Genomic DNA, 22,101 nt, shown 5'->3' with positions numbered 1-22,101 from the left:
TGCAAGCACAGATCGAGGCACTTGTCATGACGAATAATCTAGCAAAATTTGGAATGTTACAAACTAGCAATTGACGTAAAAAAGTATTGCATTTTAAATGAATTAGGTTAAAATACAATTAATAAAATAAAAAAGCGATGAGAAAGAAGAGTAACTAGTTGTATTCGTTCAGTGAATTGGTAGTAGTGAGAAACCAGTCGACCCTACACTAGTGAATAACACTTTCGCGAGTGCTGCCAACCCAAATAAGTTTACTTAAAGTAGGCTTGGCCGGATCCGGACCGTTACCTCACCGGCAGAGCATGATGTGCTCTTGAGGAGGCCTAGTTTTATACTAGACAATTTGGGTGGCACCGCGGAAAAAAGCCTTTCGTCCCTTGATTATAAGGGGAACGAAGGGCTTTTTTAATTCATTCCTAAATCTATTATTTTAAGGAGTGTCTATTATGGACTTAACTATTCCAAAGGATTACGATCCACGTCTTTCAATTAGAGAAACTGAAGCTGCTATTCGTTATATTCGTGAAACTTTCCAAGACGAATTTGGTAAAGAGTTAAACCTTCAACGGATGTCTGCACCAATGTTTGTTGAAAAGAGTACTGGATTAAACGATAACTTAAACGGTGTTGAACAACCAGTATCGTTTGAAATGAAGGATATGCCAAGCGAAACTGTTGAAGTTGTCCATTCTCTCGCTAAGTGGAAACGTCTTGCTCTTAAGCGGTACGGTTTTGGTATGCATGAAGGTCTCTACACCAACATGAACGCCATTCGTAAGGAAGAAGACCTCGATAACTTCCACTCAATTTATGTTGACCAGTGGGACTGGGAAAAGATTATTAGCAAGGATGAACGAACAGAAGAAACCTTAAAGGATACAGTTCGTGATATTTTCAAAGTGATTAAGCATATGGAACACGAAGTTTGGTACAAGTTCCCTCAAGCTGTTTACCATTTACCAGATGAGATTCACTTTGTTACAACGCAAGAGCTTGAAGATCGGTGGCCAGACCTCACCCCACTTGAACGGGAAGACAAAATTGCTAAAGAACTTGGTGCTGTTTTTGTAATGAAGATCGGTGACAAGTTGCAACGCAGTGGTAAGCCTCACGATGGTCGAGCACCTGACTACGATGACTGGAGCTTAAACGGTGATATTATTTTCTGGTATGAACCTCTTCAACGCCGGATCGAAATTTCAAGTATGGGAATTCGGGTTAGTCCAGAATCAATGAAATACCAACTTGAACAAGCCGATGCAACTGATCGTGAAAAATTACCATTCCATAAAATGTTGCTCAATGGCGAATTACCATATACAATTGGTGGAGGAATTGGTCAATCTCGCCTTTGTATGCTCCTTCTTGGCAAAGCTCATATTGGAGAAGTACAGGCAAGTATTTGGCCAGAAGATATGATTAAGAAGTGTGAAGAGAACCACATTCAAATTCTATAATTTAAGGGAGAGTATAAAAGTGGAAACTATTACAATTAGTGAAGCACCAAAGCATGTTGGGGAAACAGTTAAAATTGGTGTTTGGTTAACTGATAAGCGTTCAAGCGGTAAGATTGCATTCTTGCAACTCCGTGACGGAACTGGATTTTTCCAAGGAATCATCCGTAAAAATGATGTTTCTGAAGAAAAATTTGATTCTGCTAAGCATGATTTACACCAAGAAACCAGTTTTTGGGTAACCGGTGAAATCGCTGAAGACAAGCGTTCAAAGTTTGGTTATGAAATTCACATCAAAGACTTTGACATTGTTGGCGAAAGTGAAGATTACCCGATCGGTAACAAGGAACACGGAATTGATTTCTTGCTTGATAACCGTCATTTATGGTTACGTTCTCGTAAGCCGTGGGCATTAATGCGGATTCGAAGTCGTGTTAAGCTTGCGACAATGGAATTCTTCGAAAAGCATGGATTTACTCAATTTGATGCTCCAGAACTAACTGGAAGTGCTCCTGAAGGGACAACAGAATTATTTGAAACTGACTACTTTGATCGTTCTGCTTTCCTTTCACAATCTGGTCAATTATATGCAGAAGCTGGCGCCATGGCATTAGGCCGCGTCTACACGATGGGTCCTACTTTCCGTGCTGAAAAGTCAAAGACTCGTCGTCACTTAATGGAATTCTGGATGATCGAACCAGAAATGGCTTGGATGCACCAAGATGAAAGTCTTAAGATTCAAGAACAATACATTGCTTATTTGGTTCAAGACTTAATTGACCACTGTGCACGCGAACTTGAAATGGTAGGGCGTAGTGTAGAAAGTTTGAAGCCGTTCACTGAATTACCATATCCACGGATCACTTATAAGGAAGCCATTGAAATGCTTCAAAAGAGTGGCTTTGATGTAGAATACGGTGCGGACTTTGGTTCACCAGAAGAAACCTACTTAGCCGACCAATTCCAAAAGCCAGTCTTTATCTTGAACTACCCTAAAGAAATCAAGGCTTTCTACATGCCTGAAGATCCTGAAGATTCTCGCCAAGTTATCTGTGCGGACTTGCTTGCTCCAGAAGGCTACGGTGAAATCATTGGTGGTTCTGAACGTTCCTACGACTACGAATACATCACAAATAAGCTTGAAGAAAACGGCTTAAGTAAAGAAGATTACGGTTGGTACGACGATTTACGGAAGTACGGTTCAATTCCACACTCTGGATTTGGAATGGGACTTGAACGATTCCTTGCCTGGATTACTCTCCAAGACCACATTCGTGAAAACATTCCATTCCCACGGATGCTTAACCGTTTGAACCCTTAATAACGAAAAAGATGAGACTAGATTTTTAGCCTCATCTTTTTTTATATGCTTTTTTTAGAACTCAATTTACTTTTTCTTTACTATTAAAATGAGCTGTTCCTTTTCCCCAGTAAAATCCTTGTTGTAAAATAACTGGATTCCCAGCAAATTTTTTAGCTAATTGCCGATTTGAAATTCCTTCAATAACAAAGGTAAGATGATGTTTTTTTGCAAAAGCTAACCACGCATTAACAAAGCTTATCATCAGTTCATAATCTTCATCCTTAAAAAGTAATAGCGATAATTTGATTCGACTAACAACCTTTAGCTGTCTTTTAATGAATGCATAGCTATTACTACCCGCACACACATCATCAATCGCCAATTCAAAGCCCATTTCCTTGAGACGTTGGATTTCTCTATCTAAATAATCAAGACTATGAATCGTTTCGCGGCGTTCCGTAATCTCAATAGCCACGTGATCGTGATATGCTTTGCGAATCTCTGCTAAAAATTGCCAAATACTTTCAAATTTCATTTGACATGGTTCTAAATTAATATATATTTTGCGATTTTGTTGCTCGTTTAAAGCATTTTTTAATGATTTACGGCTTGCCTTAATCCATGCATCGTTACCCTCTTGTGTTGTGAGACTGTGCAAGAAATTAATTCCTGGAAATTCGCCATTATTATTTCGAATAAGCATTTCATAAGTGTCAATTTCAGCATTCATCGCTTGATCAACACTAAGGATTGGCTGAAATATATTGTACATTTTTATCCCTAACTTTTAATAATTGCTATTTATTTTACGTTCTGAACTAGTCTTTCGAGGACGTTGGTGATGCTGATCAGTAACAATCCATCCCCGGCCATTGTTCTTTACACCATATAACATTTTATCAGCTCGCTTCAGGGTCGTGTCAAGTAATTCATCATTCAAATGATCAGTTAAACTGCATGAAAAGCTAATTGTTAATTTCATTCCCTCCTTGGTAACAATCGAATTATTATTAAAGAATTTTTCAATTGACTGTAGTAATTGATAAACCTCTTCTAGTGAATGGTTAGAAACTACAATAGTGAATTCTTCACCCCCGAAGCGATATACATAACCATGCTTGGGAAATGCGGAATGAATTTGTTCGCGAAAAACTGTTGAGAAATAATTTAACACTTCATTACCAGCAAAGTGACCGTATGTATCATTTACCTTCTTAAAGTGATCAATATCTAATGCCCCGATTACGATATTATGGATTTCACTATTATCAGCTAATCGATTAATTTCTTGACTAAGCGCTCGGTAGTTAAGTAACCCTGTCAAATAGTCACGTTCACTTTCTTTTTCAAGAAGTTTTATTTTTTGCTCATTTTTCTTCTCACTATAAAAACGTTGCTCTTCAAACATCGCAATAACGAATAATCCTAACGTGGCTGCGGCAACACTTACAGGTGAAAAGCTATGGTTAATCCCCAGCGATACTAACTCAACTATTCCTAGCGATGCAATGGCATAAAAATAACTAATTCTTTTAGAAATGCTGCGCCACCGCGTTAAAACCAAACAAATTGTCGTAAAAACAATCGATTCAATGATCCAATACCACCAGTCCTTTAGCGGTAAAATCCCCATTAAGTATTCCACGACATTCACAAATAACGGGGTTAGAGCTAATAATACCCACCATATTTTATATACTTTATCGCGAAAAAGCATTGTGACAGAAACAACTTGCATGAAAACAACTTGCCCGATATTAAATAAGGACAACTGAAACAAACAAAATTCCTGAATAAAGTAGGTAATTATAATAACGGCTCCTAGCCCCCAACTAGTTAACCGTGAATTCTTATACGAAACCCAATACCGTTCAAAACAAATTTGACTGATAATCATACAAATAACGATGATTGGTAAATAGAGTATCGCGTAAAAAAGTTTAAGCTCCAACTTATTTTCACCTTTTCAAATTTTATTTTTATTAATAGCTTTAAAATTATACTTCTTATAGTCGAATTAATCTAGTAGCGCTTCCAATCTTCATTTAATAAACGTTTCCTGAAAGAACCGTATGATATAATTATTTCTGCTAACGCGTTAAAAATATTAAGAAAGGATGACAGATCTTATCTTTATAATGAAAAATAATTACCATGATATGTATTTTGAGCACCACCACTGGCTCTTAAAAATTCGACAAACACTAATTATGTTCCTTAGCTGGTGCATTTTACTTATCCCCATTATTATCACTACTTCAACCTATGTGGCTTACCGGACAAATGGTCATCGCGGGCATTTTTTCTGGGATTATGCTCAAGGATTTCGTGAACTTAATTTTTTAGTAATCATTTTGCTATTTGCTTTAGGAATGATTGGGGTATTCTGCATTACAATGGGATATATCCAAGCTCAAAGGACTCGTGGACTAACTACAAAATGGCCCATGTTCGACATTAACAAAAGTCATTTACAACGCCAACGAGCTGAATCATTCATGACTAAGCAGTTTGGTGATTTTGAGATGCGAATAAATACGCGCAATTTTGCTGTTAAGCCTGAACAAAATCTAGCCAAGAATAAACTGCGCGATATTATTAACAAGCCCATAGGAGATGATAAAGATGGTTTCTAACATTTTCTATGAAGCATTTCAAACTAACTCCCCATGGATGATCTCTCTTATAATAATCAATTTAATTTTATGTATATATCCTATTTTAGGAGCGATGTTCTGGTTCTTTGGTGCAATATCATATGTTCTATTTCGCCAAAAAGAAGAATTACCACCAAAAGCTGAAATTACCACCGAACCTTTTGTCACGATTATGATTCCAGCTCATAACGAAGAAATAGTAATAAAAAGCACTTTAGAGTATTTATTAACCCAATTGAATTACCATAATTATGAAGTGCTGGTAATGGATGACGGAAGCGATGATCGCACCCCTGAGATTCTTCGCTCAATGCAAGCAAAACATTCTCGTCTCAGAGTTATTAGAATCGAACAAAATCAAGGAAAGGCCCATGCATTTAATATTGGGCTTTTCTTTGCTAAGGGTGAATATATTTTGAGCAATGATGCTGATACTATCCCTGAAACTGATGCACTGATAAAGTATATGCAATATTTTACAAGTACTAACGGGATTAACTATGCTGCTATTACTGCTAATATGGACGTTTATAATCGTTCCTCATTATGGGGTAAATCTCAAACGGTTGAATTTTCCAGTATTGTTGGCATAATCAAACGAAGTCAAACTGCCATTAATAACACGATGTATGCATACAGCGGTGCAAATACCATGTATCGACGCGATTTTCTTATTAACGTTGGTGGTTTCCGCCAAGATCGGGCGACTGAGGATATTAGCATTGCCTGGGACCATACCTTTATTAATGCTACTCCGAAGTTTGCTCCAGATATCGTTTTCCATATGAATGTTCCTGAAACGTTTCACGATTTATATCGGCAACGTAAGCGATGGGCCCAAGGTGGGACAGAAGTTTGGCTTTCTAATTTTCTGAAGGTTTTTCGCCATCCGTGGCAATATCGGTTTGTCATCCCCATGCTAACAGACACAACCTTATCGATTATTTGGTCTTTCTTTTTTTGGATAACAAGTATCATTTTCATTATTACAATGTTGTATTTTGCAATAATTGGTAACTACGAACGGATTTGGCACGGCATTGTTATGAGTATGATCTTTGTCAACTTTCAATTAATAGCCGGTCTTTTTCAAGTACTGGCGGCATTGATTCTTGATTTTAATGGATCTAAGTTACGCTATTTAATGTTTTCGCCACTTTATCTCTTATTTACCTGGATCGTTAATCCTTTAACAATCGTTACTACATTTCATAAAGCGATAAAAACTGTTACCGGCCATGGAAGTGGTAAATGGGTTAGTCCTGAAAGAAAGGTAGTTGATAATGATGGCAAATTTTGAAAATTTTCTTTGGTGGATATTCATTATCTTTACCCTAACTTGTGGCGGCTTTTGTATTGAGGCTCACTATCGATATAAAAATAAAGACGGGATTGATAATGAGCACAAATTTTCAAATAAATATAAGTATTTTGGCCAACCTGTTTATGACAAACAAAATAAAATTCATGGTTATGAACTTTTATTACGGGAATACAATCATCATACTAATAAATGGCAATTACCACGAAACGTTGTGGACTTCCCCCTCAGTAAAATTGTTTCTACAATCCAAGAAATCAATCCACAGTTAAAAGATATCGCAAACTTATCGTTAAATATGACCGTCAGCCAAATTACCGATTTTCGCGCTGAGTATTTCTTTACTTGGGTCTTAGGAACGACAAATATTAAGCAACTAGTCATTGAATTAGATGCTAATGATATTAGACGTGCCAATATTTTTAAACGTAAAGAAATATTATATATACTAAGAAAAATCAAACGACTTCAAATTAAAGTTACTATTGAAAATGTTGATTCTTCTAAAAAACATACAATTTGTTACAGCAGTATTTGCCAGATATTGACTATTTAAAATTTAATATTCATTCTTTTAATAAGTCAGCAAATCACTGGATAGATGTTACACTCGCACAGTGGCAACGAAGAAGCGCCATTTTTAACATTGAAATGATTGTCGGTAAAATTGAAGATGCTAACCATATTGCATTAGTAAATCAACTAAATATCCCTTTCCGTCAAGGTTATGCTTACGGTCATCCAGAAAATTTAAAAAAATAAATAAGCGAAGTTGGTTTTTAACCAGCCTCGCTTATTTATTTTAGAAATATATTCATATTAACAATAATTTTGCGCTTTAGCTATTTGCGATAAAATCCAATAACCGATACATAACTCGCTTATTTTCAGCCGGAACGCCATGCTGAATAATTTCTTTTCCATTTTGGTGAAGATCATTATGGTCTAATGGATACTGATCATCATTTACAGCAATCTCGCGAACATTATCTGCTGTCGGCTCAAAGTGGAACTGAAGTCCAATAACATTACCGTTCATAACAAAGCCTTGATTTTTAACTAAGTCACTACTAAATAATAAGTCTGCTTGAGCTGGAACTTCAAACATCTCTTCATGCCAATGCAGAGCAGTTAATTTTTGGGGAATATCGGAAATAAGATCGCTTTTTAGATACACCGGCGCCCAACCAACTTCTTTATGTGGTGCCTTCTTTACGGCATAACCGAGTGTCTTAGCGATCTGTTGAGCCCCATAACACGCGCCAAAAATTGGCTTATGAGCATCCAATAGTCGCTGAATTAAAACTCGCTCTTGCTTGATCCACGTTAAGTCGTCATTAGGGCTCATGGGACCGCCAAGAATAATCAACATATCAGTCTCATCAGCAGTCGGCAAATTACCAAACTGATAGGGATGATAAACGTACATCTCATGTCCGCGATCCTGTGACCATTCTTGAATTGTTCCTGGTCCTTCATTTGGCGTGTGTTGCAAAACATTGATTCTCATCGAATATCCTTTCCGTCGACGGCAATGTTGTGCTAGGTATCGCCTGCAAGTACCTAAGATATTATTGTTATAACATCAAATCATGAGCTTAACAATAGTTTTTATTCCCAATATTCTTCATACTTTCGTGATGCCCCGGTTGCAGCATCAACATCTGTTCCACCATTATCTTCACGGCGAAAAATAAAAACTGGCTCTTCTGCCTCTTGCTGATAATCAACAGTAACAACTAGTCCTGAGAAGAACCAAGCATCCGCAAAGTTAACATGGTAATTAATACCATCTTTTTTTATGACGATTGTTGCCTCATCGAGCGTCGATTCTGGTTTATACCCTTGCTTAGGACCATGTTTAACATTGTGTGGTTGAATTGTTTTACCATAAAATTTTACTCCATTTCCACTAGCGAGGTTAAATTTTTGTTGGAACCACTTGCTAGCAGCATCAGTAATAATTAATTGCACTTCAATCACTCCTTAGTTTACTATTTCTTTTATTTTACAACCAAGAACCTATATTTACCTATTTCTGAAATTAAGCTATTCGCAGTCTCCCTCTAACTTTGTCGTATTATTATTTACACGTATAGATTAACATCTTTATTAAATAGTTTCAAAGGAATTTATTTAAACTAAAATACATGTTGACTTTATAAAAACACGTGTTATTATAGCACCTGTAAATTAAAAATTAACGAGTTTAAAATTAAAGGAGATTGTTAATTATGAAATATGCTGTAACTGCCGCTACTGGTAACTTAGGACAAGCTGCTGTTAAAGAATTAAACAAGTTAGCTGGTGCAGAAAATGTTATTGTTATTGCCCGGAACACTGATAAGGCTGCTAAGATCTTTCCTAATAATGAAGTTCGTCAAGGAGATTACGAAGATAAGTCATCAATGATCAATACTTTTAATGGAATTGATCGCGTTCTCTTTATTTCATCTCAACCAGGTGGTAAGGTTAATCGTGCTACTGCTCATGCTAATGTAGTTGATGCATTAAAGGAAAACAATATTAAATTTGTTGCCTATACTAGTTTTCCCGACGCACAAAATTCTACTGCTGCCCTTGCAACTGACCACCGCCTTACAGAAAATGCAATTAAAGAAGCAGGCATTGATCACTCATTCCTTCGTAACAACTGGTATCTTGAAAACGAAATTGGTTTCCTTCAAAGTGGAGCTGCTAGTTGCGATGCATTGTACTGGGCTAACAACAAAGCTGGTTGGGCACTTGAACGTGATTACGCAGAAGGGGCTGCAAAAGTTATTACCAGTGAAGATCCTCGTGAAGTTTACGAATTTGCTGGTAAAACCCGTACTTATGATGAATTAGGAAAAGCTCTCCAAGAAGCTACTGGCAATGATTTTACTATCAAGCAGATTTCCCATGATGATTATGTAAAATCATTAGAAAAAGCTGGCTTAGATACTCCAACAGCTGAACTTTTCGCATCATTCCAAGACCCAATCAACTCTGGAAATCTTAATAAAGAAAGTAACGATTTAGAAGAAGTTCTTGGACACCCCGTTACTCCACTTGTTGATGCTATCAAAGAAGTCCTTGCACGGTAAAATCATTTGTTCGTGAAAACCATCGAGGCTGAGAGAAAACTTTGTTTTCTCTCAGCCTCGATTTCTTATTAATTATTTTTCATCATCTTGAACCATCTTTAAGCTGGAGCCAAAGATCTGTTCAATCGTAACCGGGTCACGGTGGTCAAAGAATTGACTTTCGTTCTTGTTAAGACTAGCCATTCTTTTCATATCATCATCGGAAAGTTCAAAATCAAAGACATCGATGTTTTCTTCCATCCGGTTCTTGTGGACTGACTTTGGAATGACAGTAATGCCCCGTTGTAAAAGCCAGCGAAGAATTACTTGACCATTGCTCTTGCCATATTTAGCAGCAGTCTCCGCAATTGCTTCGTTAGTAAAGATATCATGCCTACCTTCCGCAAATGGTGCCCATGCTTCAACACGAATATCTTCACTTTGCGCAAACTTAACTTCTTGGTCTTGTTGGTACCAAGGGTTAACTTCAATTTGGTTGACCGCTGGCTTAACAGGCATTGTTAATTCAAGATCCTTTAGTTGATCAGCGTAGAAGTTCGATACACCGATTGCACGAATCTTACCTTCCTTTTGTGCTTCTTGTAATGCTCGCCAAGCACCCATTGTATCGCCATATGGTTGATGAAGAAGGTAAAGATCCATGTAATCAAGGCCAAGCTTTTGCAGTGAAGCGTCAATCCCTGATTTAGCCCGCTTATAGTTAAAATCAGACACCCATAACTTAGAAGTTACAAAGACATCTTCACGGTTTACACTACTATTCTTAATTGCCTTGCCAACTGCTTCTTCATTTTGGTAAGCAGCAGTATCAATTAAACGATAGCCGACTTCAAGAGCATCGGTAACTGCTTGTTCAGCTTGACTTAAGTCTGGAACTTGGAATACTCCAAATCCAAGAGTTGGCATTTCTACTCCGTTATTTAATTTTACTGTTGGTACATTTGTCATAAAATAATTCTTCCTTCCTGTAATTAATCGTTGTCTATATATTAATTGCTAATTTACAAATTGAAAATTACTACCTTTACATGGTAGTATACAATTAGCGCATACTATTAAGGAGTGGTCTAATGATTGATAATTACTTGCTTGAAGAATTAGTGACCTTCGCCAGTGAAAAAACACTTGCTAAAACCGCTGAAAAACTTAGCGTTACCCAGCCGACAGTTACCCGGGGGATGCAAAAATTAGAAGACGAGCTTGGGATTCAATTATTTGACCGCCAGCCCAACCGGATCGTCCTCACTGATACCGGAAAATTAGCTGCTGAAAAAGCTACTGAAGTTCTCGCCGTCAACCGTAATTTTGTTCAACAACTTCAAAATTATGCTGCTCGACAATCAGTAATTAAAATCGCATCAATTGCTCCGAGTCCATTAATTCTGCTTCGCGTAAAAAGTGCATCTTTTTCTACACAAATTTCGATTGACAAGCAGTTTATTACTCATGACCAAATCACCACTTCACTTTTAAATAATGAAAATTCAATAATTATCAGCGACCAAGAGATTCAGACTGATCAAATTGAATCGTGTTATTTAGGGACCGAAAATCTCTATGTTAATCTTGATAAATTTATGTACCTTGCTAATTCCCAACAGGTTTCTTTTAAGGACTTAGCCGGATTAAGTTTTGTCGTTTTGAACGATATCGGACCGTGGAAAGAAATTATCAAAAAATATATTCCAAATGCTAAATTTTTATATCAAGAAGAATGGGCCGCGCTTACTGAAATCACAAAATATTCTAGTTTTCCATACTTTAGTACTAATATAACAACAGTTAATCCACAACAACGTACGTCAAACGACGATCGAGTCCGACTCCCGATTACCGATGAAGTTGCGACAATGACGTTTTATGCTAATTACCTTAAGAAACAAAGAAAATCCTTAATGCCCTTACTTAATGAAATTAGCCAAAACTGGCCTAATTTAAGTTAAATTATAGGCGTTTAACTTGTTTCGCTGAAAATCCCTATTTAAAATATTAATAAAAAATGAATCATGGTGACTAAAATGACGAAAAAATTATTACTCCTTTCAACCGGTGGAACTATTGCCTCGGTTGTCTCTGATGAAGGACTAGCTCCAGGCGAATCTGGTGAAGAATTAATCAAAATGCTTGGTCGGCTGGAATATGACATTACTGTTCGTGATATTCTCGAATTAGATTCATCCAATATTCAACCAGAAGAATGGAAAATTATTGCCGAAACGATCTATGACCATCGTAATGAATATGATGGGATAGTCGTTTCACATGGGACAGATACGATGGCTTATACTGCTTCAATGCTGACTTTCATGCTTCAACATATAAATATTCCGGTTGTGCTAACTGGAAGCCAAGTTCCTATGAATGTGATTCTTAGTGATGCCCCTGATAACTTACGACTTGCCTTTGCAGCCGCTGCTAACTGCGAGCCAGGAGTCTATATTGCTTTTAATCGTAAAGTAATGCGTGGTTGTCGGAGTGTTAAAGTACGGACAACCGCCTTCGATGCCTTCGAAAGTGTGAATGTCCCACCAGTAGGAGAAGTTACTTCAGACGGCTTTTCCATTAGGGATCACCAGCATCCCCAACCTGGTAAAAGTCAATTAAATACTAAGATCGATACTCATGTTTCACTGGTAAAGCTCTTCCCAGGATTTGATCCTGCCTTGCTCCATGCAATGGCTAAAAATGGCTGTCACGGAATTGTGATTGAAGCGTATGGTCTCGGAGGAATGACCTCGATTCGGCGAAATATGGTCGCTGCGGTTGGTGAATTAATCCGCAATGGCATTCCAATTATTACTTCCAGTCAGTGTCTTTACGAACGAAGCGACTTGACAAAATACGAGGTCGGACGACTTGCACTACTAGAAGGAGCAATCAGCGCCCGCGATATGACTTCCGAAAGTGCCATCACTAAATTAATGTGGGGTCTTGGTCAAGGGATGGATGTTAAAGAAATTGCAGACTTCTTCAATACTGATGTTGCTGGTGAAGTAACTTTAGATTAAACGAATAAGAGACAGGATGAAAATTTTGTTTTTCACCTGCCTCTTATTTTTTACTTAAAACCAGCTACGGATCCAGTTAACAAACCGGGTCCACCAAGACTGAGCTTGTTGCTTAACTGCCTGCCCGTCTTGAGAATTCAAGAATTTTTTCGCCTTATTCATCATATCTCCTGATGAATTCTTTACATTATTAATCGTATCAGTTACGTGCGAGCTATAGTCTTTACTTGAACTAATTGGAGCATTATTAAACTGAACAAGCGCATTGATAATTGGTTGTTCATGATTCTTTGTTTCATTGTAAATGTTTCGCTCTTCAAGTTTCTGATTAAAGATTACTTGAATTTGATTTTGCGTTGGGGTAGTTCCTTGTTTCTTTTGTTGGTTAATTTCCTTAGTGGTATCACCAACCGCAGCCATCAACTTACCAGGATATTTACTATCATCCTTATTGGCTTCAATTGCCCCATTTGTTGCGGTCAACATTTGGTTAGCAGATTGAGTATTTTGCTCATTTAAACTAACTCCATCTGCCGCAATTGCTTTATAGACTCCGGTTAGAGCTGACTCCCCAGAAACGGCCCGGTTAGCGCTAACGGTGATAGTAACATCCGTAACCCCCGCCATTTGCGCAACCATGGCGTATTGTTGAGCGGTTACTTTAGTAATATTATCCTCACCATTAAACTTTTTTACATTAACTTTAATCCCCGAACCTGGATCGGTGGGGACAATTGCTACCGAACTAACCATGGCGGCGTTAGTTGTCGAACCATTCGGATTGATATACTTCTGATAATCACTGGCAGTAGCGGTTAACGTTGTAAAATTATCATCGACTGCTAGCACATTATTTAATTCATTCTTCTCGGCAGCCCCTGCTCCATATACAACATATGATTTATTTAACGTATGAGTCTGGGTAGTTGAACTGCTACTCGTACTTTCACTAGTTGTTTCAGCCGCCAAAACTGTGGCCTGACTAACTGGCACTGCTAATAAAGATAGTGCAAGAGTCGAAGTAATAATGATTTTGGTTAACTTATTTGAGCGCACTTTTTTACTCCTTTTAAGGCAAATTAAATTTATGTTAATGATAAGAAAAAATCCGCCAAAATACTAGCGGATTTTATTTTCTTTACCACAGTTTAATTATTACGCCAGTGGATTGGGCGGGAGCAGAAAGGCGCTCAGTCATAACTTGGCTTGGCCGTTAATTCTCTCCCTCGTCTTGCAGAGCTTCACCGAGTTGCTTCATTCCTGCCTTGATCTGGTCTTCCTGAGCATTGGAGTAGTTCAACCGGAAGGCACCGGGCTGTGGTTCACCTGCATAAAATGGGTCACCTGGTACAAAGGCCACGTTATGTTCCAGACATTGCTTAAAAAGCTCAACAGTATCTTCTACTCCGGGTACTTCAACCCATAGGAACATTCCGCCTTCTGGATCAGTATATTTAACACCTTGGGGGAAGTATTTCTCTAGCCCCTCTGTCATTAGTGCTTTGCGTTGCCCATACAGGTCACTAATTTGCTTGACATGTGCATCAAGGTCGTTATGCTTCAGAAATTCTACTACGGCATACTGGGCTAAGTTATCTGTATGCAAGTCTGCAGACTGTTTTAGTACCGTCAGCTTATTAACAACAGCTTCATCGGCTACCACCCATCCTAAACGGAAACCAGGAGCAAGCGTCTTGGAGAAAGTCCCCATATAGAAAACGTGTCCGGTTTTGTCAAACGACTTAACTGCTGGCACATGCTGCCCCTTAAAACGAATTTCACCATAAGGATTATCCTCTAACACATAAACATCATATTTAGCGGCTAGTTCGGCCAGCTTTTCCCGTCGCTTTAGTGCCATGGTTCGGCCAGTTGGATTTTGAAAGTTTGGCACGGTGTAAACCAACTTAGCTTCCGGATGAGCCTTTAATGCTTCTTCTAGGGCATCCATCTTCATCCCCGCTTCATCCATTTCTACCCCCACAAAGTTGGCACCATATGATTTAAAGACATCAAGAGCACAAAGATAAGTTGGCTGTTCGACCAGTACGGTATCACCAGGATTAACAAAGGCCTTCCCGACTAAGTCAAGAGCTTGTTCTGAACCTGTCGTCATCAACACATTGTCTAGCTGTCCGGTCACGTTTTCTTTTTCTTTGACACGTTGGAGAACCAATTCACGGAGGGCTGTCACCCCTTTAGCGGCTCCATACTGCATTACTTCTTGACCACGTTCAGCAAACACCTGGTCAACAGCTTCTTTCATCGCTTTGACAGGGAAAAGCTCAGGCGCCGGCAATCCTCCAGCAAAAGAAATAATCTTTGGATCCGCCGCTGCTTTTAAGATTACACCGACTGCATCTGTTCCATCTGCTGGCACGCGTTTGGAAAAATTAAACTTGGTCATTGTCGTCACTCCTCGTAATAGATGTCACATGGCATTAACGTTATCAATCTATTCTGCCTGAGCTAGCTGGTTTGCTCGCTCTTCTTCTTTTTTCAATCGTTCTTTGATGTATGTTGCGGATGTTGCTAGTTTTGATTCTTCTTCCGGCGTCAAGTCCAGATGCAGCTGCTCCACTACCCCGTCACGGCCAACGACAGCTGGATATGAAAGGTACGTGCCGTATTCTTCACGATAATTAGAAACTGGCATTTCAGTTCGCGCATCATTCAATAATGCGTTGGTTAACCGGACTGCTGCCGTGGCAACACCATAATTAGTGTATTTCTTCCCTTGATATACGAGGTAGCCTCCTTGACGAGCACGTTCTTCTAGCTCAGAAAGCTTTAATCCCCGTTCTTTTGCTAGTTCAGTGACCGGTTTCCCCAGGACGCGGACTGTCGACCATGCCGTAAATTGCGAATTGCCATGTTCCCCAAGATTAAAACCAACAACAGAGCGTGAATCAACTTTCAAAGCTTCACCAACCCGGGCCCGCATCCGTGCAGAGTCGAGTAAGGTTCCCGTCCCCATCACGTGTTCTTTTGGTAATCCCGTTAATTTTTGGTACATTGAGGTAATCACATCACAAGGGTTAGTAACATCAACTAACTTACCGTGAAATCCATTGTCTACTAACATCTTTGCTACCAAGGGCACTTGGGTCCGCGTAAACTTAAATTCAGCAAAGCGATCATGATCTGGCGTATCAACCAACTTTGATTTCCCTAGGGCTGACACGACCACATCACAATCACGCAATTGGCTTTCATCATTAACAGTCAGGTTAGTATGGTAAGGCAAATTGGCCATTGCATCTCGTAAGTCCAAAGCATCCGCTTGCACCTTAGCTTCATTAGTATCAAATAATGCGAGGTCATCGACAAAGCCACCAGCAACTAAATAGTGCGCTACCGTTGCCCCAACGTGACCCATTCCGACTACTGCTACTTTTCTCGTCATAATAAAACTCCCTTTCTCTTTTATTGCACAACTATGTAAAATAATTAATTCTAGTCAGTCACGTCCACACTCACAGTGCCGAAGCCATTATCAAATTTGGCTTCCCACTTGCCGGTAGTTAAATGTGGTGGTAAGAGGAAAGTACCTGATGATACTAGCTGCCCTGCGCGGAATGTCTTCCCTTGTTCTTCAAGCTTTCTGACTAGCCATTGCAATGACTTTAATGGGTTGCCAAGCACTTCACTTGACGCCCCACTATCCACTTCTTTGCCATCGTGGTAAAGGGTGACATTTACATTTGCTGCATCATCAACGGTCTTAAACACCTCATCGGTTGGTCGTTCTTGACCATATACTACATACCCACCAACAGCACAATCACTCATGACACTGAATTTATTTAGATCTGGGAACCAGTCAGCAAAACGACTATCAGGTACTTCCAGCGTGCCGCAGACAGTAGTCTTATGTAATAAATCTTCCATCGAATCACTGGCGTGCAAGTCAGTTTTAGCACGGAAGCCGAGTTCAACTTCCACTAACGGAGCCATCGTTTGTTCTTTGAGAGAGAGAACGGCAGGTGATGGTAAGAAGTGGGCATCAACTTGTTGTCCATAGAGCGGACTATCAGAATCAAACATGTCCTGGGTTTTCTTACTAGTTAAGGAAACTTTATACCCACCAGTTGGAAGTCCCTTTAATTCAACGAAACGGTCTTGAAGGGCATAAGCTGTATTATCATCGCTAACGACCTCTGCCCATTCATCCATTACCAGTGGTTTCTTGCTTTGATAAGCTTGGAAAAGTTTTTGAGCAAAAGCTTCTTGTTCTTCATTTAAGGTAACGTTTTTATTTGTAGTCATAATAATATCCTCCTTAGGACCTGACCGCTGTTACCAAATTAATTATCGGTCTAAGCCGGTCAGGTCATGTTCTAATTTTTCTTCAATGTTAATAATGTCTGAAATATCACTGTCTGCCATGACCACCACCACCTTTAAGTATGTCTAATAAAAAACGCCCTCCTAGCTCTATTAAGAACTAAAAGGACGTCTATCAACGTGGTACCACCTTTATTTACAACACAAGGGTTGCCTCAATCAACTGCCCACAATGGCAATTAATCGGCAAGATAATGGTTGCTACCAGTATGTTCTACTATTATTTCGACATACAACTCGCGAGGGATTTGTCGCAACTACCTCCTACCGGTTTCCACCAACCACCGGCTCTCTTAATTCAGCAGAATTGACGATTCTCGGTCAACGTTTTTTAATTTCTCTTAATTGATTATTAGTAGAATATCACGTTAAAATGAGAAAAACAAGAGCTAAATTAGAAAATCATTAAAAATAACATTGTCATGGATCATTATTCACAAAATATGCACAGTATCAACTAATTTGACTCTTCCCACAAAAATTTAATCAATTCACGATTTACTTGACTGTTATTGCGAAATTTACTGTGTTGGGCATTCTTTCCATGAATTTCAACTTCGCGGTATGATTTTGCACGATCACTGACTAAATACTTTAATGATTTAGCAGAATTTACCGGTATATCTTCGTCCGAGTGACTGCCATCCCCAACATCCCCATAAATATTTAACACGGCTGTATTTTTCGGAAAGGTCTGCCGTAAACCAAGTAATTCGCGGTAGGCAGAGTCCATTTTCTCTAGTTCGCCGGTCTTTGGATTTATCTTAGCATTTTGCGTCTCACTTTGCCCTACCAGTCCATTATAGTGTCCAGCAATCGCTACTAAGTGGGCTACTTGCGGAAAGCTTTTATCATTTACATTGTTATTAATATAATTGATAATTTCCAAGTTTCCCATTGAATGGCCCACAAGGTTAATTTGCTTATAATGGTGTTGTTTTTCTAAAGCTAATACCACATTTTTTACATATTCACCACCATGATGATAGCCCTGCGTGTAATTATCTCGATATGCACTTAATTTATTATCTTCAAGGTTGACTTCCACAATAGGATTAACGGCATTTGCGGGAATTGGGCGGTTTCCCTTTTTGTCAACATTCGCCCGCACAATTGTCTTGGTTACACCGGCATCACGGGCCGCATTAGCCATTTTTTCTTCGGCATGAGAACTGCTCCCCCAGCCATGCACAAAATCGTCGGGGTCGCGGATTGCACATAGTGGGTCACCGCACGAACGCGCGAACTTATTCCTAATAAACCAACAAAAATGGCACTAAGTCCTAATAATAACTGATAATACTTTTTCATCTAATCTTCCTTTGCATCAAAGAATTGTTCGAGTTGCTTAATGCTTAAATGGTATTTTTAACATCCCGATCATCAAGGTCACCGGCTAATTTTAAGCCCTAACGATTTTTAAAGTAATCCTTTGCCGTTCTACGTTTGCTGATAATGGTGTAATGTATCCAAATGACATATTATTCTCCTCCGATTTTTTAATTACTTTAGCAGGAACACCTGCAACAACAGTATTGGCAGGAACATCTTTACTAACAACTGCCCCCGCTGCAACAACAGCATTCTCTCCAACCGTAACGCCTGGTAAGATTGTAGCGTTTGCGCCAAGCCATGCATTTTCCTTAATAAGGACTGCCTTCAATTCAATACCATGGCGCTTTTCTGGATCCAGGGGATGATTTACCGAAATAATTGTGACACTGGGTCCGACTAACACTTTATCTTCTAATTCAATTCTGCTAAGATCAGTAAACATTGCACCACTGTTGATAAATACTTGTTTCCCAATTTTTAGGTTAGCTCCGTAATCACTACGGATCGGCAAGCGAATTTCAACAGAGTCATCTATTTTTTGACCAGTTACATCATTAAGGACGTGGCGAATCTCTTTTTGGGATACTGGTCGACTATTCAATTGTTGAAGCAAGTCTTGATTTTTTTAGCCGTGGCCCTGATTGCAGCCAGTTCTTCTTTTTGAATCTCCTTCATTTTCATCCCTCTTTTTGCCTGAAATTATTGTTTATATCTTAGCGAGTTTTTATAACGATGTTAAATACTTATATTTAATGACATGCTATAGTTAAAAAGCATATTGGAGTGATCAAAATGGAAGTCCGTGTACTGAGGTATTTTATCGAAGTAGTTCAAGAAAGAAACATTTCAAACGCAGCTAAAAGATTACACATCTCCCAGCCGACACTATCACGACAATTAATGGATCTTGAAGAAAAACTGGGGGCTACTTTATTCGAACGAGGACACCGGCAAATTAAGCTTACCCAAGAAGGCTACTATTTATATGAACGGGCACAAGAGATTACTGGTCTCGTTGACAAAACTGAAACCGACCTGCAATCTCAAAATGTCATTAGCGGAACATTAGATATCTGTGCTGGAGAAAGTACCGCTATTCAACCAGTAATGACCGTAATTGGTGATATTATCAAAAAGTATCCAGACGTTAAGATTAACTTAGTAAGTGGTGATAGTGACCTGATCTACCAGCGATTAAATAACGGTACCTTGGATTTTGGAATCATAATAGGGCCAGAAAAACTCCTAAATTATCATTCCGTTAGTTTGCCACAAAATAATATCTGGGGAATCTTAGTCCGAAAAGATCAGCCGATTGCAGAAAAGGAAAAGATCACTCCGCAAGATCTAATTGGCCTGCCAATACTAACGTCAGCGCAATCAAAACAACAAGACGTTTTTAGAAGTTGGGCCGGTTCACTGATCGATCAGTTTAATTTCATTGGCCAGTATAATTTAATTTTTAATGCTCGTTTATTAGTGGAAACGGGAGCGTGCGTTGCGCTGACCTACCAAAATTTGATCAATATTACTGGGACCGACCTTGCCTTTCGTCCCTTAACTCCTACTGTTACTGACCAAAATAATCTGATTTGGAATAAAAATCGTCAATTATCTAACGTTGCACAGGTTTTCTTGAACCGCTTAAAGGAAGTGCAATGAATCTTGCCATTACAAAAAGCGCTGAATAACTAGATTCCCCAGCTTCAGCGCTTCTCTTTATTTAAAAGTTAAGTGAATTAATCCAGCCATCAATTTGACGTGGGTCATTTAAAATTGCCCCTTGGTTGACCTTGGTATCGTAACCATTTTCATCGATAGTACGTTCAACATAACTTTGTGAGCGATCATAGTTTGTTCCACCAGAAGTAGCAAATAAGGCTAAATTCTTACCATTCAAGTCCAGATGATCAATCACGGTGCTAATCATCCGTAACGGAATTGCCAACCAAATCGGATGACCAATAACGATATTATCGTAGTTAGTAATATCTGGTAAATCATTCTTAATATCAACACGGCGATTGTGCTCGTGTTGTTCAACTGTTATCCGGCTCTTCTCATCATGCCAATCAAGATCAGCAGCGGTATATGGTTGCGACGGATGAATTTCTGCCATATCCGCATTTAATTTTTGAGCAATCTTTTGATATTCTTAGTAGTATTAGTTGCAGAGTAGTATAAAACAAGGGTCTTTGCCATTCTTGAGGGCCTCCTTCATATTAAAACGTTAGATAAATCTTAACGTAAAAAGGCATCAATGAAAAATACTTATAATTAATTGTTATCTATGCTTTAAAAGTATTAATCGTTAGCATGAAGATCATACACATTTAATAACCTCTCACCAACTCCTGGCGCATCTGGGATATGCATTCCCTTCCCCTTATCCAGCGCACGGATCTGGTCCATTTCTTCATCCATTAGTTCAAAGTCAAAAATATCAAGGTTGCTCTTAATCCGTGCTTCGTGAACAGACTTAGGAAAGACAACAATTCCTTCTCAACGTCTTTATAACTGGTTTTAATTTTAACACTATACATTTAACACTAAGTTTCAATTTAATGAGGACAAACCATTTATAATTATTCACCTTTCGCATTATTACCTACTTAATATAAGTATTTTCCATTTTATCTATCTCGGCTTATAGTAAGAGTAATCAAAAATCCTAGTTGAGAAAGGAAGATTTTCATGGCAAAGAAACAAACTGCTAATCGCGACCAACTTGGTGATTTCGCCCCTAAATTTGCAGAATTAAATGATGATGTATTATTCGGACAGGTTTGGTCACGGGAAAAGGAATTAAGCCTTCGTGATCGGAACCTGCTAACAGTTACAGATTTAATTACCAAGGGATCCTTTGAGCAACCCCTTTACCACATGCAAGCCGCTAAGAACAACGGCATTACCAAAGAGGAGATTGCAGAAATAATTACGCAATTGGCCTTTTACGTCGGCTGGCCAAATGCCCGGTCCGCATTCAACGTTGCTAAAAAAGTATGGGACGATTAAAAGATTAATTTAAAACGTATCTTTAATGGTGCATTTTTTATTTTCGGCCTATTGTGATTTGATCTTGTAAAAAGAGCCTTCCTTTTATTGGCTGCACGATCCCAGTTCAACCGCTAACAATAAAGTAGGGGCCCTCGCCGTTAAATTACGTACTAATTATTGATACAAATTAGCCACTGGCATCATATGATATTACTTCTCATTTTCTTCAACCAATAATGTAATCAACATCAAATGAAGGATAAGATTTTGAGGAGGAATTATTATGTCAAAAGAAACTGCTTTAATTACTGGTACCACTGGTGGTCTGGGAATGGAATTTGTTAAGATCCATGCACAAAAAGGCGGTAACCTGGTTTTAGTCGGACGAAATCCGCAAAAAGCTTGCCCAGCTCGAGTATGATATTACTAACAAATACCACATTAAAGTAATGACGATTGCCGTGGACTTTACACAATTCTGGTATGCTCCCTTCTAGGTGAACATGGAAATATATGGATATCCATTGACGAATGTCCATTAAACATAGCTCGTGGATAGTGATTCATCCAATCATTAGTCGCTATGATCTGAG

21 protein-coding genes, 4 pseudogenes and 2 other annotated features are annotated in these 22,101 nt (G+C 38.7%); of the genes and pseudogenes, 12 read left to right on the top strand and 13 right to left on the bottom strand.

Annotated elements, in window-relative coordinates; all coding sequences use genetic code 11:
- Nucleotides 1-128 precede the first annotated feature (128 nt).
- Nucleotides 129-381 (top strand) — a binding site (T-box leader).
- A 65-nt stretch (nucleotides 382-446) separates the two neighbouring features.
- Nucleotides 447-1,457: an aspartate--ammonia ligase gene (gene asnA / locus QOS06_RS09625; RefSeq protein ID WP_019251883.1), complete on the top strand. Its 1,011-nt coding sequence runs from the start codon at nucleotides 447-449 to the stop codon at nucleotides 1,455-1,457.
- Between the two features lie 19 nt (nucleotides 1,458-1,476).
- Complete coding sequence (gene asnS / locus QOS06_RS09620) at nucleotides 1,477-2,775, top strand: asparagine--tRNA ligase (RefSeq protein ID WP_085719486.1); 1,299 nt, start codon at nucleotides 1,477-1,479, stop codon at nucleotides 2,773-2,775.
- 61 nt (nucleotides 2,776-2,836) lie between these two features.
- Here asnS and QOS06_RS09615 read toward each other — a convergent pair whose 3' ends face one another.
- Both QOS06_RS09615 and QOS06_RS09610 read right to left on the bottom strand, forming a co-directional pair.
- A complete protein-coding gene (locus tag QOS06_RS09615) occupies nucleotides 2,837-3,529 on the bottom strand; it encodes an EAL domain-containing protein (protein WP_085719487.1) in 693 nt (230 codons plus the stop codon).
- A 15-nt stretch (nucleotides 3,530-3,544) separates the two neighbouring features.
- Complete coding sequence (locus QOS06_RS09610; protein WP_283595925.1) at nucleotides 3,545-4,708, bottom strand: GGDEF domain-containing protein; 1,164 nt, start codon at nucleotides 4,706-4,708, stop codon at nucleotides 3,545-3,547.
- A 166-nt stretch (nucleotides 4,709-4,874) separates the two neighbouring features.
- Between QOS06_RS09610 and QOS06_RS09605 the strand changes: the two genes are divergently transcribed.
- From QOS06_RS09605 to QOS06_RS09590, 4 genes are read left to right on the top strand one after another with little or no spacing between them, the layout of a single operon-like run.
- Nucleotides 4,875-5,393, top strand: coding sequence for an ABC transporter permease (locus QOS06_RS09605; RefSeq protein ID WP_229411693.1), 519 nt, complete (start codon nucleotides 4,875-4,877; stop codon nucleotides 5,391-5,393).
- Entirely contained in the window at nucleotides 5,383-6,714 is a 1,332-nt protein-coding gene (locus tag QOS06_RS09600) for a glycosyltransferase family 2 protein (RefSeq protein ID WP_181462242.1), read from the top strand. Before QOS06_RS09605 ends, QOS06_RS09600 begins: the two co-directional genes overlap by 11 nt.
- A complete protein-coding gene (locus tag QOS06_RS09595) occupies nucleotides 6,701-7,291 on the top strand; it encodes an EAL domain-containing protein (protein ID WP_283595923.1) in 591 nt (196 codons plus the stop codon). Before QOS06_RS09600 ends, QOS06_RS09595 begins: the two co-directional genes overlap by 14 nt.
- The gene (locus QOS06_RS09590; RefSeq protein ID WP_283595922.1) at nucleotides 7,270-7,497 is read left to right on the top strand and encodes a hypothetical protein; all 228 of its coding nucleotides are present in this window, start codon (nucleotides 7,270-7,272) and stop codon (nucleotides 7,495-7,497) included. Before QOS06_RS09595 ends, QOS06_RS09590 begins: the two co-directional genes overlap by 22 nt.
- 76 nt (nucleotides 7,498-7,573) lie before the next feature.
- Here QOS06_RS09590 and QOS06_RS09585 read toward each other — a convergent pair whose 3' ends face one another.
- Together QOS06_RS09585 and QOS06_RS09580 are read right to left on the bottom strand one after the other, a co-directional pair.
- Entirely contained in the window at nucleotides 7,574-8,245 is a 672-nt protein-coding gene (locus tag QOS06_RS09585) for a type 1 glutamine amidotransferase (RefSeq protein ID WP_078009942.1), read from the bottom strand.
- A gap of 101 nt (nucleotides 8,246-8,346) precedes the next feature.
- Entirely contained in the window at nucleotides 8,347-8,718 is a 372-nt protein-coding gene (locus tag QOS06_RS09580; protein WP_191335068.1) for a HesB/YadR/YfhF family protein, read from the bottom strand.
- A 251-nt stretch (nucleotides 8,719-8,969) separates the two neighbouring features.
- Here QOS06_RS09580 and QOS06_RS09575 point away from each other — a divergent pair, with 251 nt between their 5' ends.
- On the top strand, nucleotides 8,970-9,821 hold the full coding sequence (locus QOS06_RS09575; protein WP_152743120.1) for an NAD(P)H-binding protein: 852 nt from the start codon (nucleotides 8,970-8,972) through the stop codon (nucleotides 9,819-9,821).
- Between the two features lie 72 nt (nucleotides 9,822-9,893).
- Here QOS06_RS09575 and QOS06_RS09570 read toward each other — a convergent pair whose 3' ends face one another.
- Nucleotides 9,894-10,769, bottom strand: coding sequence for an aldo/keto reductase (locus QOS06_RS09570; protein ID WP_191335066.1), 876 nt, complete (start codon nucleotides 10,767-10,769; stop codon nucleotides 9,894-9,896).
- Between the two features lie 122 nt (nucleotides 10,770-10,891).
- On the opposite strand from QOS06_RS09570, the gene QOS06_RS09565 reads away from it, so the two are divergent.
- Nucleotides 10,892-11,764, top strand: coding sequence for a LysR family transcriptional regulator (locus QOS06_RS09565; RefSeq protein ID WP_152743122.1), 873 nt, complete (start codon nucleotides 10,892-10,894; stop codon nucleotides 11,762-11,764).
- 75 nt (nucleotides 11,765-11,839) lie between these two features.
- Nucleotides 11,840-12,829 (top strand): asparaginase, encoded by a 990-nt coding sequence (locus tag QOS06_RS09560; protein ID WP_035159681.1) that lies wholly within the window; start codon nucleotides 11,840-11,842, stop codon nucleotides 12,827-12,829.
- Between the two features lie 54 nt (nucleotides 12,830-12,883).
- Here QOS06_RS09560 and QOS06_RS09555 read toward each other — a convergent pair whose 3' ends face one another.
- The 6 genes and pseudogenes from QOS06_RS09555 to QOS06_RS09525 form a co-directional block, all read right to left on the bottom strand.
- Nucleotides 12,884-13,885, bottom strand: a complete 1,002-nt coding sequence (locus tag QOS06_RS09555) for a DUF1002 domain-containing protein (RefSeq protein WP_003670156.1) — start codon at nucleotides 13,883-13,885, stop codon at nucleotides 12,884-12,886.
- A gap of 157 nt (nucleotides 13,886-14,042) precedes the next feature.
- The gene (locus tag QOS06_RS09550; RefSeq protein WP_003669419.1) at nucleotides 14,043-15,236 is read right to left on the bottom strand and encodes an aminotransferase-like domain-containing protein; all 1,194 of its coding nucleotides are present in this window, start codon (nucleotides 15,234-15,236) and stop codon (nucleotides 14,043-14,045) included.
- A gap of 48 nt (nucleotides 15,237-15,284) precedes the next feature.
- The gene (locus QOS06_RS09545) at nucleotides 15,285-16,235 is read right to left on the bottom strand and encodes an L-lactate dehydrogenase (RefSeq protein ID WP_078009935.1); all 951 of its coding nucleotides are present in this window, start codon (nucleotides 16,233-16,235) and stop codon (nucleotides 15,285-15,287) included.
- Nucleotides 16,236-16,285: 50 nt separating this feature from the next.
- Nucleotides 16,286-17,098 carry a 2-keto-4-pentenoate hydratase gene (locus QOS06_RS09540; RefSeq protein WP_139561474.1) on the bottom strand — a complete coding sequence of 271 codons (813 nt, stop codon included), beginning with the start codon at nucleotides 17,096-17,098 and terminating at the stop codon, nucleotides 16,286-16,288.
- A gap of 179 nt (nucleotides 17,099-17,277) precedes the next feature.
- Nucleotides 17,278-17,510 (bottom strand) — a binding site (T-box leader).
- Nucleotides 17,511-17,633: 123 nt separating this feature from the next.
- Nucleotides 17,634-18,487, bottom strand: a pseudogene (locus QOS06_RS09535) (alpha/beta hydrolase).
- A gap of 91 nt (nucleotides 18,488-18,578) precedes the next feature.
- Nucleotides 18,579-19,186, bottom strand: a pseudogene (locus QOS06_RS09525) (DapH/DapD/GlmU-related protein).
- Between the two features lie 117 nt (nucleotides 19,187-19,303).
- On the opposite strand from QOS06_RS09525, the gene QOS06_RS09520 reads away from it, so the two are divergent.
- A complete protein-coding gene (locus QOS06_RS09520; RefSeq protein WP_139561475.1) occupies nucleotides 19,304-20,173 on the top strand; it encodes a LysR family transcriptional regulator in 870 nt (289 codons plus the stop codon).
- Between the two features lie 61 nt (nucleotides 20,174-20,234).
- Here the strand turns inward: QOS06_RS09520 and QOS06_RS09515 are convergent.
- Together QOS06_RS09515 and QOS06_RS09510 are read right to left on the bottom strand one after the other, a co-directional pair.
- Nucleotides 20,235-20,713: pseudogene (locus QOS06_RS09515) on the bottom strand (flavodoxin).
- A 102-nt stretch (nucleotides 20,714-20,815) separates the two neighbouring features.
- Nucleotides 20,816-21,013 (bottom strand): annotated as a pseudogene (locus tag QOS06_RS09510) (aldo/keto reductase); the annotation flags it as partial.
- 192 nt (nucleotides 21,014-21,205) lie between these two features.
- Between QOS06_RS09510 and QOS06_RS09505 the strand changes: the two are divergent.
- Both QOS06_RS09505 and QOS06_RS09500 read left to right on the top strand, forming a co-directional pair.
- A complete protein-coding gene (locus tag QOS06_RS09505) occupies nucleotides 21,206-21,526 on the top strand; it encodes a carboxymuconolactone decarboxylase family protein (RefSeq protein ID WP_283595916.1) in 321 nt (106 codons plus the stop codon).
- Nucleotides 21,527-21,791: 265 nt separating this feature from the next.
- Nucleotides 21,792-21,929: a hypothetical protein gene (locus QOS06_RS09500; RefSeq protein WP_019251408.1), complete on the top strand. Its 138-nt coding sequence runs from the start codon at nucleotides 21,792-21,794 to the stop codon at nucleotides 21,927-21,929.
- Nucleotides 21,930-22,101 lie beyond the last annotated feature (172 nt).

It is taken from the genome of Limosilactobacillus sp. DJ3M12 (assembly GCF_947381695.1).
GTDB lineage: Bacteria > Bacillota > Bacilli > Lactobacillales > Lactobacillaceae > Limosilactobacillus > Limosilactobacillus kinnaridis.
This window is presented reverse-complemented; position numbering and strand designations above follow the sequence as displayed.